The sequence below is a fragment of the Streptomyces natalensis ATCC 27448 genome, assembly GCF_000935125.1.
Lineage (GTDB): Bacteria > Actinomycetota > Actinomycetes > Streptomycetales > Streptomycetaceae > Streptomyces > Streptomyces natalensis.
Genome location: NZ_JRKI01000026.1, coordinates 1 through 13,764, shown reverse-complemented (window position 1 = coordinate 13,764; position 13,764 = coordinate 1). Strand labels below are relative to the sequence as shown.

13 protein-coding genes and 1 pseudogene are annotated in these 13,764 nt (G+C 69.4%); 6 read left to right on the top strand and 8 right to left on the bottom strand.

Features of this window, described 5'->3' with window-relative positions:
* Positions 1-49: 49 nt before the first annotated feature.
* Entirely contained in the window at positions 50-1,021 is a 972-nt protein-coding gene (locus SNA_RS42315; protein ID WP_157879931.1) for a phage tail tip lysozyme, read from the bottom strand.
* 1,535 nt (positions 1,022-2,556) lie between these two features.
* Here SNA_RS42315 and SNA_RS42310 point away from each other — a divergent pair.
* Positions 2,557-2,880, top strand: coding sequence for a hypothetical protein (locus SNA_RS42310; protein ID WP_157879930.1), 324 nt, complete (start codon positions 2,557-2,559; stop codon positions 2,878-2,880).
* Positions 2,881-3,254: 374 nt separating this feature from the next.
* Positions 3,255-3,656 (top strand): pentapeptide repeat-containing protein, encoded by a 402-nt coding sequence (locus SNA_RS45000; protein WP_078969972.1) that lies wholly within the window; start codon positions 3,255-3,257, stop codon positions 3,654-3,656.
* Positions 3,657-3,991: 335 nt separating this feature from the next.
* Here SNA_RS45000 and SNA_RS15815 read toward each other — a convergent pair whose 3' ends face one another.
* Genes SNA_RS15815 through SNA_RS15800 form a run of 4 tightly spaced genes read right to left on the bottom strand, consistent with a single transcriptional unit; the run spans position 3,992 to position 7,579 of the window.
* Positions 3,992-5,113 carry a hypothetical protein gene (locus SNA_RS15815; protein ID WP_052808922.1) on the bottom strand — a complete coding sequence of 374 codons (1,122 nt, stop codon included), beginning with the start codon at positions 5,111-5,113 and terminating at the stop codon, positions 3,992-3,994.
* Between the two features lie 20 nt (positions 5,114-5,133).
* Positions 5,134-5,997: a phosphatase PAP2 family protein gene (locus tag SNA_RS15810; protein ID WP_030073275.1), complete on the bottom strand. Its 864-nt coding sequence runs from the start codon at positions 5,995-5,997 to the stop codon at positions 5,134-5,136.
* A complete protein-coding gene (locus SNA_RS15805; RefSeq protein WP_044365541.1) occupies positions 5,994-6,863 on the bottom strand; it encodes a VTC domain-containing protein in 870 nt (289 codons plus the stop codon). Before SNA_RS15805 ends, SNA_RS15810 begins: the two co-directional genes overlap by 4 nt.
* 23 nt (positions 6,864-6,886) lie before the next feature.
* Positions 6,887-7,579 carry a DUF4956 domain-containing protein gene (locus tag SNA_RS15800; protein ID WP_241779679.1) on the bottom strand — a complete coding sequence of 231 codons (693 nt, stop codon included), beginning with the start codon at positions 7,577-7,579 and terminating at the stop codon, positions 6,887-6,889.
* Positions 7,580-7,752: 173 nt separating this feature from the next.
* Here SNA_RS15800 and SNA_RS15795 point away from each other — a divergent pair, with 173 nt between their 5' ends.
* Positions 7,753-8,424 (top strand): response regulator transcription factor, encoded by a 672-nt coding sequence (locus SNA_RS15795; protein WP_030073279.1) that lies wholly within the window; start codon positions 7,753-7,755, stop codon positions 8,422-8,424.
* Positions 8,421-9,869 (top strand): sensor histidine kinase, encoded by a 1,449-nt coding sequence (locus SNA_RS15790; protein ID WP_052808921.1) that lies wholly within the window; start codon positions 8,421-8,423, stop codon positions 9,867-9,869. Before SNA_RS15795 ends, SNA_RS15790 begins: the two co-directional genes overlap by 4 nt.
* A gap of 454 nt (positions 9,870-10,323) precedes the next feature.
* On the opposite strand, the pseudogene SNA_RS15785 reads toward SNA_RS15790, so the two are convergent.
* A pseudogene (locus SNA_RS15785) lies at positions 10,324-10,795 on the bottom strand (transposase); the annotation flags it as partial.
* A gap of 242 nt (positions 10,796-11,037) precedes the next feature.
* Here SNA_RS15785 and SNA_RS15780 point away from each other — a divergent pair.
* A complete protein-coding gene (locus SNA_RS15780; protein ID WP_030073285.1) occupies positions 11,038-11,508 on the top strand; it encodes a GNAT family N-acetyltransferase in 471 nt (156 codons plus the stop codon).
* Positions 11,509-11,671: 163 nt separating this feature from the next.
* Here the strand turns inward: SNA_RS15780 and SNA_RS15775 are convergent, their stop codons facing one another.
* Both SNA_RS15775 and SNA_RS43210 read right to left on the bottom strand, forming a co-directional pair.
* Complete coding sequence (locus SNA_RS15775) at positions 11,672-12,031, bottom strand: zinc ribbon domain-containing protein YjdM (protein ID WP_030073287.1); 360 nt, start codon at positions 12,029-12,031, stop codon at positions 11,672-11,674.
* A gap of 114 nt (positions 12,032-12,145) precedes the next feature.
* Positions 12,146-12,316 carry a hypothetical protein gene (locus SNA_RS43210; protein WP_198535074.1) on the bottom strand — a complete coding sequence of 57 codons (171 nt, stop codon included), beginning with the start codon at positions 12,314-12,316 and terminating at the stop codon, positions 12,146-12,148.
* A gap of 419 nt (positions 12,317-12,735) precedes the next feature.
* On the opposite strand from SNA_RS43210, the gene SNA_RS38305 reads away from it, so the two are divergent.
* Positions 12,736-13,665: a hypothetical protein gene (locus SNA_RS38305; protein WP_051877557.1), complete on the top strand. Its 930-nt coding sequence runs from the start codon at positions 12,736-12,738 to the stop codon at positions 13,663-13,665.
* Positions 13,666-13,764: the final 99 nt, after the last annotated feature.

Here is a 13,764-nt window from a genome sequence, read left to right as displayed (position 1 = left end):
TTCCCCGCGGAGAGAAAGGTACTGGAACCGTTCCTCGAAGGTTTTGCCTTTAGACGTTGGGGACCTGCAGCTGGTCCCAACTGGTCTTGCCGGGGATGCCGTTGGCATCGTCGCCTTCGAGGCCGAGCTTCTGCTGCCAGGCGGCGTAGGACTTCACATCGCCCGGGCCCCATATGTCGGCGTTGGCGCTCGACTGGTACCGGTTGCAGTCTTCGGCGACGAGCCGTTGGTGCATTGCGGCGATGATCGGCGATTTCTGTCCGGTGTGGAAGAACGACGCACCAGGGAACGGCTCGAAGGTGGCGGGGCTGCCACCTGACTGGTAGGCGGTCAGTGCCCTGTTCGATGGTGCGCGGCGTTGCTTGAAGACCGTCTGCACGCGGGCGTCGGCGCGTGGCAGTTTGCTGTGGCCGCTGAGAATGGCCCCCGGAATTTCGAAGTTGTAAACGACTTCGTCGCTTGCAGCCTCAACCGACACCACCTGGCTGGAAAGGACCTGATGGACTCCGGAGTAGCTCGTACGCAATTCGTGGTCGAGATAGTCCAGTTGGACATCCATGTTGAACAGGACATCCGCCCCGAGCGCAGCTCCGTTGTAAACGTGCCTGAAAAGCCCCGACCGCCGAGAGGGCGAAGTCCACTGGGCGAGGCCGACGCCGGGTAGCTTGGGCCCCTGATGAGGTGATTTCCGATCCATGATTTGGGCGGCTGTGAAATTCGTGGTTACTCCGGCGAAGTTCTGCGCGCGCATCGGGGTGGACGGCGAGCTGCCCTCGATGCGATTCGGCAGAATGGCCGACTCTGCCCACAAGTTCCCGACGATCCCGGCGGCGCCTGCGGGCGGATAACCGTACCGGTCGACGAGTTGCCTCATGCAGTAAAGCATGCGGTCGTCGGTTCCGACCTTTGTCCAGTCGCCAGCCGACGGAACCACCGCGACCGCGGCGGGCGCGTGTCCCGGTCCGAGACCGGGATCGGCTGGAAGATGTCCTGCTTCGATGTTCGAAAATTTGCCGTTCATTTCAGGCTCCTCACGCGAAGCCCGCTTCGCCCGTCGCGAGGGCGCACGGCGTCCACCACGGCTGGAGAAGCCGGGTAAGGGGATGGCAGAGACATGCTGTTGTCTAGTTGTGAACTGGTGCCGCCAGTAGTGGTCGCCCCGGCCCTGTTCAAAGCCCAACCCAAGCTCAGTGTACTGCGAAGCATCGCAGCCCGCCCTGGATCACATTGCGCGGCCATCAGGTAACCGAACGCGGCCGCCCGGCAGGCTGTCACGCGGGGGCACACGTCTGTGACGCGCGCTACCGGACAATATGAGCTTCAGGCACGAGCGTAATCGCGACCACCAAACGCATAGACGTCTCTAGACGTCGGGGACTTCGGTGGGGCTCGGTGTTTACATTTTCCGTGCTGATGCCGGGTCGGTGATCTGCTGATGAGACAGCAGGCCAGCGACAGCTTGGACGGTGTCGCTCATGTGCTCGCGGCGGCCGAGGTGACGGGCGAGGGCCCGCCAGTTCATTAGACCGTGTCCTACGTGGTGAGGCGGATGACGTGCTTGTAGCAGCACACGGCGGCGGCCAGGCCGAGGAAGGCCAGGTAGTTGCGGGGACTGCGCCGACGTCAGACGTGCGCGAACCCGCGCGGATCCTGGGGTTTCCATGACCGCTTCAAGCGGGCCTACCGCAAGTACGCCGAACTCCACCTCGGCGACGAACGGCTCGCCGGTCGGGTCGTCCACACCGTATTCCTCAGTCTCCCGTTGGCGCCGCAGCACCACGGGGCCCAAGCCGAGCGGGAGGTGGGCGAAGGCGCTCGAGCCGGGGCCCAACACGCCGGCCAGGCCCGGCGGCGGCAGCATCGGCCGGACGCAGAATCCAGCCGCCGGGCCCACCCAGTCTCACAGAATGCCCGCTGTCGGCAAGGCTGGGGTGCCGGCAGGACTTTTGGAAGCCAGCCTCATGGCCCACGTGTTGTGGGCGAAGCCAAGGGAGCGGTACAGCCGCGCGTGCTGCTCGTTGGCGTTGAGGTTGATCACCCGACATCCGTGTTGTGGGTGGATGCCGCCTCGCTGGAGACGCCGTACACCGCAGCCGCCAGATCGGTACGGCCCTCGGCCGGCTCCACACGGCTTTGGCCACCTGCCCCGTGAGCTCCTACAAGCCGAACAAGAACCGCTGGTGGGCAGCATCGGCTGGGAACCTGAGCGCGCGGGGCGAGCGGTTGCTGGGGCTGATCGACGCGGTTGGGGGGCTGTCCGAGGACGACCTGCGGCGGCGCGAACAGGTCGCTGAGCGCATCGCCCAGGTGAAGGGTCTCGCCGCCGTGCAGGCGGGACTTCCGGCCACCCCGCGCGAGCACGTGGTCCACTTCGACGCGACCGACGCCAACCTGCTGTGGGATGCCAAGGAGGTCCCAGATCCGGTGTCCGGGGGGGGCTGGCCGGTGGTTGGCGGGGTCTCACTCGTCCGAGGGATAGCGGGCCACGATGGCGAAAGGACACGCTGGCGCTGTCCTCCGGGACCTTCCCCAAACCCTCTGCATGAAGGGCCCACCATGCGACGCCGTCCCCTGCTTGCCGCTCTCGCTCTCGCCACCACCTCGCTAGCCACAGTCCTGGGGGCGAGCGCCACGACGTTCGCCGACGCCGCCCCGCCGCGCCAGGCGGCACATTCCCAGCCCGCGGCGCAGCCTGGTCTCCATGTCCCCGCCTGCGCCCCGGGCGACAACATCTGCAAGTGCGACGCGTACAAAGCCATCCAGAACTACTACTTGCAGGAGGCCGACGACGACGCGAGCATGACCCCTGCAGAATCGGTGACGGAGGACAGCGCGGCCGCTGCCTCCGGCTTGGCGGCAGCCCGCCCGTGCTCCCTCTAGTAGAGCTCGTCGCCGCCGCCACAGCGACACGGTAGGCCGATACACCAAAACGCCGACAACGTTCGGCGCGAGGGCGCCCCACGGCTTTCCGGCGGGCGCATGCGCGCGACAGCCCCCTCGTCCGGCCCGCCGGCCCGACGACGGGGGTGCTGTCGCGTGCATGCGGTGCAGCAAAGGAAAAATTCACGGACCTGGCCCGGCCGCATCGCCGCCCGGACGCGGCCCCGGTCACCCTCGCGGCAGCCGGCTGAGTCCTCCACGGCCCGTTCGCCCGCTCGTCCAGTGACGGGCGCCTGCACCGCAATCCTCCAGCAGCCGCGCGAGTGCCGTTCTATGCCGATCTGGCCGACGGTGTACGGCAGCGCCTTGCCCACATGAAGGCGACGGCGGATGGCGTCAGGCGGGGTGTGGGGATCGTGGGCCAACACGCCCCTGCCCCCAACACGCGCTCGCCGCATGAGCGCCTGCGGCGCACCCGCCGACGTCTGCGGGCTGCAACGTCAGCCGTCGCCCGGGGGCGCCGACGCGGAGTCATCCAGGTTGCGCTATCGCAGACGAGCGAGCCGGTCCAGGCAGCGCTGACCGTGCTCGGCCGACGGCCCCGGGATCGTGATGAGCCCTTCGTGCTCCAGTTGCATCGCACTGACCTGCGCGGTGCGATCCTGGCTGACGCCCACCTGGAGGCGGCGAGCCTGGCCCACGCGCGCCTGGAGGGGGCAATCCTGATCGGGGCCCGCCTGGACGGGGCGTACCTGGGCGGCGCTCACCTGGAGTGAGCGCGCCTGGGCGACGCTGACCTGGAGGACGCCTGGGATCTGACGGTCGGGCAGCTGCTGGCCGCCCGACCCTGGCAGAGCACTCTTCTGCCCGCCGCACTGGCCGCGGACACCGCGGTCCGTGGCGAGGACCTTCGCGACGGTGGTGTTCTGGTTGTGTCCGGTGACCTGCCCAGAGGCGCAGCCTGCCTGGTACGCGACGGGGGTGGCCAGCCGGCCGGTGACCAGACAGGGCGGCCGCAGCCCGTAGGTGCGCAGGTCAGCGGCGATACGGGCGTAGTCGCCGGTGCCGTCGGCGGCGGTCCGCGCGGCACGGGTCAAGATGGCGTACTGGCTCACCAGCTGCACCGCGACGAGCGCGGCTGCCACAGCAATGGCGGTCGGCCGCAGCCGGGGCGTACGGACCGGGTCGCGGAGGCCAGGGCGTCGGCGACCGGGACGGCCAGCAGAGCATAGGCGGGGAGCAGGAAGCGTGGCGCCGCGTAGTCGATGAGCAGCAGGTACGGGACTGCGATCGAAAGGCCGCACAGGGCGGGCAGCAGGGATGTGGCGAGCCGCCGGGCGCGGGCGGCCGCCAGGACGCCGCCGAGCGTGAGGGCGGGTGTCATAAACCACCAGATCGCGCTTGTCCGGTGTCGCCAGGGCACCGTGCAGGGGCGGCACAGTTCGGGGCCGCCGGCCAGTGTGCGCAGCTGGTCGCCGATCGCGACATGCCAGCCGAGGCCGCCCTCTATGACGCTGGAGCGGTGCAGCCGCGCGAGGACGCCGCCGTAGGACAGGTACGCCTCGACGATCCACTGTGCGCCGCCCAGTGCGAGCCCGGCGACGATGGCCGCGAGCAGCGCCGGGCGCCGCCAGCGGCGTACGAAGAGCCCGGCGGCTGCCATCGGCAGGGACAGCCACACCGCATCCGTGGGGCGGAAGAGTGCGGCGGCCGCGAGGGCGAGTCCCAGGCCGACGAGTGCCCGCCGGTCGTTCCGGTCTCCGGCGGCCCGCAGGAAGCAGCCGACCGCGGCGAGTCCGCTCAGGGCGGTCCAGAGGTTCGGCATCGCCTGCGGCCCGTAGAGCTGGGTCACCCACAGGCCGGCGAAGAGCACACCGGCCAGCGCGAGCACCGGCACCGGCCGCAGCCGCCGCCACACGCGCAACGCGAGGAAAAGCCCCGCGCCGGAGAGCACGGCGAGATAGACCCGCAGCGCGAGCGTGGATGAGGTCAGGAGGGTGAGCGGGGCGACAAGCACCGAGACGCCGCGGGCGCGGGGCGCGCTGAAGTACGCGGACGGGATGTGCGGGGCGACCTGGCTGGCGTACACCGACTCGTCCCAGCCCAGATGCAACCCGGGCGCCACGAACAGAAGTTGGGCCACAGTGAAGGCGAGTGCGACCCCGGCCAGCAGCAGAGTACTGCCGGCCGCGACGCCCGCCCGGGTGGGGCGGGGGCGCGGCAGTATCGGCATGGCCGAGCGCACGGCGCGGGCTACTTCCCGGCGGCGGACGTGGCGGCGGCGTTCTGGAAGTAGTCGCCGACGAGGTCGCCGACCAGGGTGCCGGCGGTGATGTCGCTGTTCACGTGACCGGCCATGTAGAGGCGGGAGTAGACGATCTGGGCGGCCATCGCCTTGTAGTCCTCGGCGCGGTGCGGGGACCAGTCACCAAGGAGGGTGACAGCGGCGGCGGACTTGGCGGCGTGCCGCGAGGGGTAGGAGTAGGGGCCCTTCTGCCCGGCCTTGAGGTGCTTGTCGGGGCGCAGGGACGGGTCGAGGACGTAGGGGGCGGGCTGCTTGTCGCGGGCGGCCACCTTCTCGGTGATCGCCTTGGCGAGCTTGAGGGCGGTCTTCAGCTCGGTCTTCTCCACGGTCCCTTGCTCCTGGGGGAGCAGTTCGCGCTGGTCGTGCGCGTAGAGCTTCCAGATGTCGCCCTTGCCGTGGGTTTCGAGCCAGGTCGCGGCCTTCTTGCCCGCGGCGGTACGGGTCTTGGCGAGCTGCTGGACCTGGTGCAGTTCGGCGGTCCGGTCGGCCTTGCTCGGCGGAGCCGGGACCTGCTGCGCGGCCCAGGTCAAGAAAGCCTTGTCGTCGCGGGTGGAGCCGTGTGCGGCCTTCCACTTGGCGAACAGGGCGTCCGCCGTGTGCTTCTGTGCCTCCTGCTGCTTGGCGAGGCCGGCCACCTGGGCGTCGGTGAAGAGCGTGGGCGGCGGATCTTTCTTGATCAGCTGGGTCGCGCCGGGCTTCTTCTTCGCCGAGGCGGGGGTGGCCGAGGCGTGCACGAGGCCGAAGCCGACGGCGCCGGCGGCGACGACGGCGATCACGGGGTACTGCCACTTCAGGCGGCGGGGGCGATTCATGCGGGGGTGTTCCTTCCGGTTCGGGCTGCGGGAGGCGTCTCGGCGCGCGGGCCCGTGCGGAAGCGGGTGCGGGCGAGGCGGCGGACGTTGTTGTCGGGCAGTCCCGGTACGAGCAGCGAGAGCCCGACGATGTACTTGCTGAGGGACACCGGCCGGGCGCCCAGGCCGAGCAGGTGCCGGTCGGCTGGAGCGGGCCGGGCGGTGCCCTTGGTCTCGACCAGGACGTAGCCAGGTTCCAGCGCCGCCGTCCGGTCGTCGCGGTGGCAGGCGAGAGCGCCGTCCAGGGTGAGACGGGTGCCGGCTTCGAGATCGGCGAGGGCCGCGCGGAGGTAGCAGACCTCGCCGGCCGCCTGGAGATCGGCAGCCGTGACCGCTACCCCGCTGTCGCGGAGCACGCTGTCGACGAAGGCGGCGGCCTCGGTGCCGCTCTCCAGGCGGCCGTAGGCATCCGCGTCGACGGTGTGTGCGCGCTTGACCGTGGCGCCGCGGCCGTCCTTGGTCTTGACCTCCATCCGGCACAGCCGGTCCTCGGCATACAGCCGGGTACGCACCTTCCACCGGCGACGACGCCCCTGCATATGGGCGCGCCAGGCGGCCAGGTGGGCGGTGTCGAAGTACGTACTGCGGTAGTCGGTGGTGCGGCGCCCGTGGATGTCCAGGACCTGGTGGGTAGCGGCCAGCTGGGATACCAGCTGGGCCGCCGAGGAGGCCGGTATCAGGTACTTGCGGTCCACCCGGTGCTGGAGGGCGGCCGCGGCGTCGATCTCGGCGAGCGAGGCCCCCCGCAGCGTGTCCAACTGCAGCAGCTCGGTGAACCGTGCGCGGGGCAGGGCCGCTACCCCAGTGTCCGGGGATGCGGAGGACATGGGGGCCGTATCCGTCGTGACGCTCACAGCGACTTCCCCCCGCCCGTCGCCGGGTCGGCGGGGACCGGCGAGGAATCCTGCCCGTCCCGCTGCCCGGGGATGAAGACCCGCGCGCCCTCTTCCACGGAGTACCGGGCTGAGACCCGCGTGGTCTCCCGTACGTAGTCGATCTCGTCGACCTCGACCGAGAGCGGTGCGGTGCCGAGCCTGGCCGTCAGGTCGGCGCGGATGTCCTCGGAGCTGCGATAGACCCGGTCGAGCGTGACCTTCATGACGTGCGTGGCCTGATGGGAGGCCGGGTCGTCGATCACCAGGACCGCGGCGAGCAGGAGGACATCGATCGCTATGATCATCCAGGTCTCGCGCTGCGGCAGCCCGTTGCTCAGCGCGATCACCAGCGCAATGAAGGCGTACGCGACATCCCTGACCGTGAAGGCGGCGCTGCGCAGCCGGACCAAGGAGAGAATGCCGAACAGCCCGAACCCGACACCGGCCGGGAACTTGCCCGCGCTGATTGCGGTCATCGCGGCGAACAACCCGAGGTTGAGCGCGGCCAGAGCGAGCGGCATCTCGGGCACGGGGCGGCGGCGCCGGTAGAGCCAGCCGACCAGTACCAGCAGCGCCAGCACGTCCAGGCCGGCACGCGCTGTCAGATCTCCCAGCGTGAGTGCCGAGGCGAGCGACTTGTCGGCGAGCATCAATGTCGGGCCGTGCATGATCGTGGTCTCCGTTCCCGGCAGCGGCCGCCGCCGATGGCGGTCGAGGCCGACTACTGCCGTAAGGCGACGCACGCTAGGGACATCGCATTAACAGACCATGAAGCCTTCTCTGCGCATCGGGGCGCCGAGGAGCACGCGGCGGCTCACGCCGGGCGGGTTACCCTTCCGGCGTGCACTTCCTGGTCGTCGAGGACGAGGTCCGGCTGGCCGACCTGATCGTCCAATACCTACGTGAATCCGGTCATACCGCCGAAGTGTGTCACGACGGGCCCAGCGGGCTCGAAGCGGCCCGCGATCCGCGGGTGGACGCCGTCGTCATGGACGTGATGCTGCCCGGCATGGACGGCGTCCAGGTGTGCCGCACCCTGCGCCGAGAGGGCAGCGACGTCCCGGTGGTGCTGCTGACCGCCCGCAGTGCGATCAACGAACGCGTCGCGGGACTGGACGCCGGCGCCGACGACTACCTGGTCAAACCCTTCGCCCTGGAGGAGCTGAGCGCCCGGCTGCGCGCGGTCTCCCGCCGCAGACCCGCGCTCGGCAGCCGACTGGAGGTCGGCGACCTGGTCCTCGACCCGGATGAGCGGCGCGCCTGGCGGGCCGGCACCGAACTGGACCTGTCCCGTCGCGAGTTCGCCGTACTGGAGATCCTGATGGAGAACGCCGGCTGGGTGGTCACCCGGACCCGGCTGCTGGAAGAGGCATGGGACGGCGAGGCCGACCTGCACAGCAACGCCATCGACGTCCACATCTCCAAACTCCGCTCGAAGATCGACAAGCCCTTCGGCCGGGCCAGCATCACCACCCTGCGCGGCACGGGCTACCGGCTGGAGACCCGGTCGTGACACCACCGGAGGGCACCGCCGGGACACCACCGGAGGGAGCGCCCGGCGAGAGGCCGGACGGTGCGTCCGGGACCGGCCGCCGCGCCCGGGGCCTGCGACGATGGCACCGGCTGCCCATCGTGGTGCGGCTGGTTCTCGCCGTCGCCGTCACCATGTCCCTCGTCCTCGGCGGGGCGACCGCCCTGGTCTACGTGAGAGTCCAGCACGCCCTGGATCAACAGCTCGACGCGGATCTGGCCGCCTACTACCACGACCTGCAGGGAGATCTGCGGGCCGGACGCAAACCGGGCGGCCCGGACGGCAGCGCGTACCAGGTCCTGGACACCCACGGGCGAGTCCTCCAGGCCAGCAACCTCGTACGCACCAAGCAGCTGCTCACCCCCGCCCAGATCACCTCCGTCACCGGCGGCACCACCGTCCATCGCGACATCGGAGGACTGCTGCCGCTCAACCCGCACACCTTGCGGATCAAGGCCCAGCGGGTCCGGCTGCCTGACCACCACTCCGTGATCGCCGTCGCGGCTCTGCGCCGCGGCCACCGCGACGAGGCCCTGCGCGAACTCCTCGCCCAGCTCGGCATGGCCGCCGGCCTCACCCTGATCGCCGCCTCGTACGCCGGCTACCGCACCGCCCGCGCAGCACTGGATCCGGTGGAACGCTACCGCCGCCGCGCCGCGACCCTGGCCGACGGCACCTCCGGCGTACGACTGCCCGTCCCCGAGGACCGCGACGACGAACTCACCCGGCTCGGACACACCCTGAACCAGATGCTCGACCGCCTCGAAGCCGCTGCCGAACGCGAACACCGCTTCCTCGCAGACGCCAGCCACGAACTGCGCACCCCGCTCTCCCTGCTGCGCGCCGAACTCGACGTCGCCCTGCACCGTCCACGCACCGCCGCCGAACTCACCGAAACCCTCCGCTCGGTGGACTCCGAGGTCCAGCGCCTCATCAACCTCACCAACGCCCTGCTGGACCTCGAACAGGTCGGCGCCACGGACCACCTCACCCGTGCCCCCGTGGACCTCCCCGGACTGATCGCCTCCGCCGTCGACCCCCACCGCACGGCCACCACACGCGCCCACCGCAGCATCACCGCCGATGCCGCCCCCGGCACGGTCGACGTGGACGCCACATGGCTCCGGCCAGCCATCGGCAACCTCGTCGACAACGCCCTGCGCCACAGCCACGGCGACATCCACATCACCGCGGCCACCCACGACGGAAACCTCCGCCTCACCGTCACCGACGAGGGACCCGGCTTCCCAGCCGACTTCCTGCCCAAAGCCTTCGAACGCTTCGCCCGCGCCGAGGCCAGCCGCACCAGCCCCGGATCAGGACTCGGCCTCGCCTTCGTAGCCGCCGTCGCCGCCTCCCACGGCGGCACCGCCCACGCCGAAAACACCGAACACGGCGCAGCCGTCACCCTCGACATCCCCTGCTAACCCAGGCCCACCTCTGCCAACCGGCCGAGAGGTGGTGAGACGACTGCGAGAAGCTGGCGGTGTATCGCCCCTCACGATGTATGACTCGTGTCGACCCGAGAGGGCGAGGTCCGCACTGGAGAAGACGAGCTGCTCCTCCAGGGGACATGACGCCCCCAGCCGTCACAACTCTGGCCTGCTGACAATGAAATAGGCCCCAGCCTGCACAGATGCGTTGAGCGTTCCCAGATCACCCTCGACGCGTTTTGGTCGTGCGTACCCCCGCTCTGACCTGCGTTGCACGACTTCCGTGCGAACCCCGGTACGGGGGCGCCAAGTCACCGTCAGGCCTTGGATGCCACATCAGCGGAGCGACCCGGTGTCGCTCCTGGGCGGGAAGGGAAGGTCTATCGCTTCTGGCTTACTGCACAGTTCTGGGGGAGTGAATGGGCGTTCGACCACTGCGGGTGGGGACGTCGTCCCGCCACTGCTTCGTCAGCCGGGTCACGCTGGCCGGCGACAGGCCGGCTGCCGAGCCGAGGAACTGCTCAAGCGCCGGGACGAAGTCCCCTGAGGACAGGCCGTGCAGGTAGAGCAGCGGCAGCACCTCGCTGACCTTGGGCGACTTGCGGCACCACGGCGGCAGGATCTTCGAGGAGAACCGCATACGTTCTCCGGTGGCCGCGTCCACGCGCTTGTCGTTCACGCGCGGGGCCGTGACCTCGACTGGACCTGCTGCGGTGGTCACGGTGCGGGCCCGGTGGTGGCCATTGCGGACCACCAGGCGGCGCCCGGCCCCGTCCGTCTCGGCAGCCAACTCGGCTATGTACTGGTTAACATCGGCTTCCAGCGCGGCGGCGAGCATCCGGCGGGGCGCCCTCGCGGACGATCTCGTCGATCAGGGAGCCGGACTCGGTCGAACCGCCGGCGTTTACTCCGCTGAGCACGGGCGTGCCTTCCCGACCCGCGCTGCGAACGCGGGCCTACTCGGTGACCATCACAGGATCATTCGGGAAGGTACGCCCTTCGCGCCGTGTCCCGAAGACCGATCCACAGGTCCTGAGCATTGCTCCACGTGCGGTGACTGCTAAGTGCCGTGTCAGGCAACGTTTGACCTGTTAGGAATGCGCCGTGACGGCTGAGCAGGGGTGGCACCGCTGAGGCGCCGGCGGTGTGGCAGGCTGAGCCGGTGCCTGTAACCCTCCGTCCCCTGGACGCCCGACACTTCTCTGCCTGGCTCGAACGCAGTCGAGCCGAGTACGCCAAGGATCTCGTTGCTTTGGGGCAAACGTCCGAGGACGCCTACCGGCAGGCGGACGAGAGCATGGCTCGCTCCTTTCCGTCCGGGATACCGGCCCCGGAGCACGTGGTCTTCGACGTAGTCGACGATGCCGGGGTAACCGTCGGCTACCTCTGGATCGGACCGGATACGAGCGACGACGCCGGCGCCTGGTGGATCTGGGACATCGTGATCGACGCCGACAGGCGTGGTCGGGGCCTCGGACGAATGGCCATGCTCCTCGGCGAGGAGTACGCCCGGGCGCAGGGCGCTCATACTCTGGGTCTCAGCGTCTTCGGGTTCAACACAGGCGCGCGTGGCCTTTACGAGTCGCTCGGTTACGAGACGACCTCGGTGAAGATGCTCAAGAAACTCGACTGAGCCTCAGGCGGCGTTTGCCCTGTCGACGACGGCGCGTAGGCGCCGGTCGTCGGCGTGGCGGTTTCGCCTGGCGGGGAAAAGGACGGACGACTGATCGCAATCTTGCAATACCCCAGCAGCCGAAACCGTCGCGATCCACGCGCTGCCCTAGGAACGTGGCAGATCAGGCTTTCTTGACCACGCTGGACTTGAGCTGCATCGCTCCGAAACCGTCGATCTTGCAGTCGATGTCGTGGCCGGCGACTGCGTCGACCAGCCGGATGTTGCGCACCTTGGTGCCCGCCTTGATTCCCGACGGGCTCCCCTTGACCTTGAGTGCCTTGACGACGACCACGGTGTCGCCGTCGTGCAGCACATTGCCGACAGCGTCCTTGACGACCGCCCCCGCGGAGGCGTCCCCGCCCTCCGCACCACTCTCGACGGGAACCCACTCATGGCCGCACTCCGGACACACCACAAGGGCATTCATCTCGTAGGTGTACTCACAGGAGCACTTCGGACAGGGAGGAAGATTCTCGATCACCCCTCCAGGGTATCCGGCGTCGACGTCCGTCCTGACGTGGCGAGAGGGGATCACAGGTGACCGCCAGATGGTCGGGCCAGGCAGCCGGTCACGGCGCAGTCTCCGTCACCGTCTTCAGTAGACCACCAGCCGCCAGCGCGGGCCGATCCCGTCGGCGAGCGCGTCGACCTGCTCGACAGTGGCGGTCGGCCGCTCCTTGGCCTTCTCGCTGCCGGCGCCCTTAATCCGGCCATGCCCGAAGGAGGTGCGTGGTGGAGCCGCACCTTCTCCCTGTGGCCGAGGCACTCACCGCGCCAGCTCCCCCGCCTCGCACCCCTCGCATCCCCTCTGCTTCCGTGCCCGCCAGGATGGAACGTTGCCCAGGCATCTGGGAGGAGTTCGTGGTCGGCTTCTCCCGAGTCGGGTAGGTCACCACCGCGCGACGTGTGTCGCATCCGGCGTCTCGCTGCTGCGCGTGCGCGAGTCCTGGGTCTCCGGGGACTTCCGTACGACGGCGCGGAGTTCTCCACAGGCCACAGGCAGAAGAGCTCCGGGACGGCGAGGGCCCGCTGATCGTCGTGTTTCAATGCAGAACAGACCATTTCCCCCGAACGGCGCTCACGCCGACCGGCCGAACTGAGCACGGAGTCGGGCTCCGAAGCTTCCGAGGAACGCCGGGAAGCCTGGCAGACCGGAAGACCTGGCACACATGAAGGGCACACAGGATGGGCATCTCCGTGGAGTACGACTACGACCCGACCGCTGATGTCCGCCTGGCTGAGGAGATGTACGCGGGGCTAGCCGAGGCTTTGCCCGAGTCCGATATCGACCCAGTGGACGTCGAGGCGCCGACGTGCACTGTCGTCGCGCGGCAAGGCGGCAGGCTCCTTGGCTGGGCGCAGGTCTACGCCGCCGTCAACGACAAGACGACCGCGTTCGTCCAGTGGCTGCTCGTCTCGCGGGCGCGGGAGCGCGCCCTCTGCGGCCACAACGTCCTGCGCGACCCGACCGGGGAGGAGACGGACGCGCTGGTGCGTCTGCTCCGGGGCGCCGCCGAACAGGCCAGGGACGCCGGGTACACCGCCCTCGTGTGGACCGACACCGACCGTTCGCTCGACGCCCGGGCCGCCGCCGAGTTGGGTGCCCCGTCAGCCGAAGATCTGGGCCGCTACTGGACAACTTCAGGCCAGCTGGCTGACTGGCGGGCCCCTGCCGGGCTGCTCAGCGTGACCACCCGTCGCATGCCACAGCCTCCCGATGATGCCTTGCTGTCGGTGTATGCCGCCTTCCACGCGGAGGTCACGGGGCAGGCGATCAGCCCGGAAGAAGTCGCGGACCGGCTTGACGACGGGCCGCTGCCGCTTGTGACACTGGACTTGCTGACTTCCCAAGGAGAGCTGTCCGCCCAGGTCACCGCGGTGATCGCGGAGGATGCGGCGTTCGTCGAAGGGGTCCTCCGCCGGAAGCAGGTGGGCGACGAGCAGGTGACCGCCCTGCTGACCGAGCTCATCGCCCAGCTGCGCTGTGACCACCCACAGGTCGCCCTGCTCGAAGTCCGGGAGCTCGACGACCCGGTGGTCGCCCGCTCCTTGAACTCGATGGCCCTGCAGATCACCGGTCACTGGCGCAGCTACCGACTCCCGCTCCAGGCCTAGGCAGTGCCCCCATCAACAGGCGCAACCGGAGTCACCCCGACCGCCTCGGAGAGCCAGCCTCCTCTTGCGCGGGGGCGTCGTCAAGTTGAGCAGGGTGTC

Excerpts from the sequence above, each read along its gene's own strand:
- SNA_RS42315 (WP_157879931.1), bottom strand. The coding sequence starts at position 1,021 with ATGAACGGCAAATTTTCGAACATCGAAGCAGGACATCTTCCAGCCGAT.
- SNA_RS42310 (WP_157879930.1), top strand. The coding sequence starts at position 2,557 with ATGCGACGCCGTCCCCTGCTTGCCGCTCTCGCTCTCGCCACCACCTCG.
- SNA_RS45000 (WP_078969972.1), top strand. The coding sequence starts at position 3,255 with ATGAAGGCGACGGCGGATGGCGTCAGGCGGGGTGTGGGGATCGTGGGC.
- SNA_RS15815 (WP_052808922.1), bottom strand. The coding sequence starts at position 5,113 with ATGCCGATACTGCCGCGCCCCCGCCCCACCCGGGCGGGCGTCGCGGCC.
- SNA_RS15810 (WP_030073275.1), bottom strand. The coding sequence starts at position 5,997 with ATGAATCGCCCCCGCCGCCTGAAGTGGCAGTACCCCGTGATCGCCGTC.
- SNA_RS15805 (WP_044365541.1), bottom strand. The coding sequence starts at position 6,863 with ATGTCCTCCGCATCCCCGGACACTGGGGTAGCGGCCCTGCCCCGCGCA.
- SNA_RS15800 (WP_241779679.1), bottom strand. The coding sequence starts at position 7,579 with ATGCACGGCCCGACATTGATGCTCGCCGACAAGTCGCTCGCCTCGGCA.
- SNA_RS38305 (WP_051877557.1), top strand. The coding sequence starts at position 12,736 with ATGGGCATCTCCGTGGAGTACGACTACGACCCGACCGCTGATGTCCGC.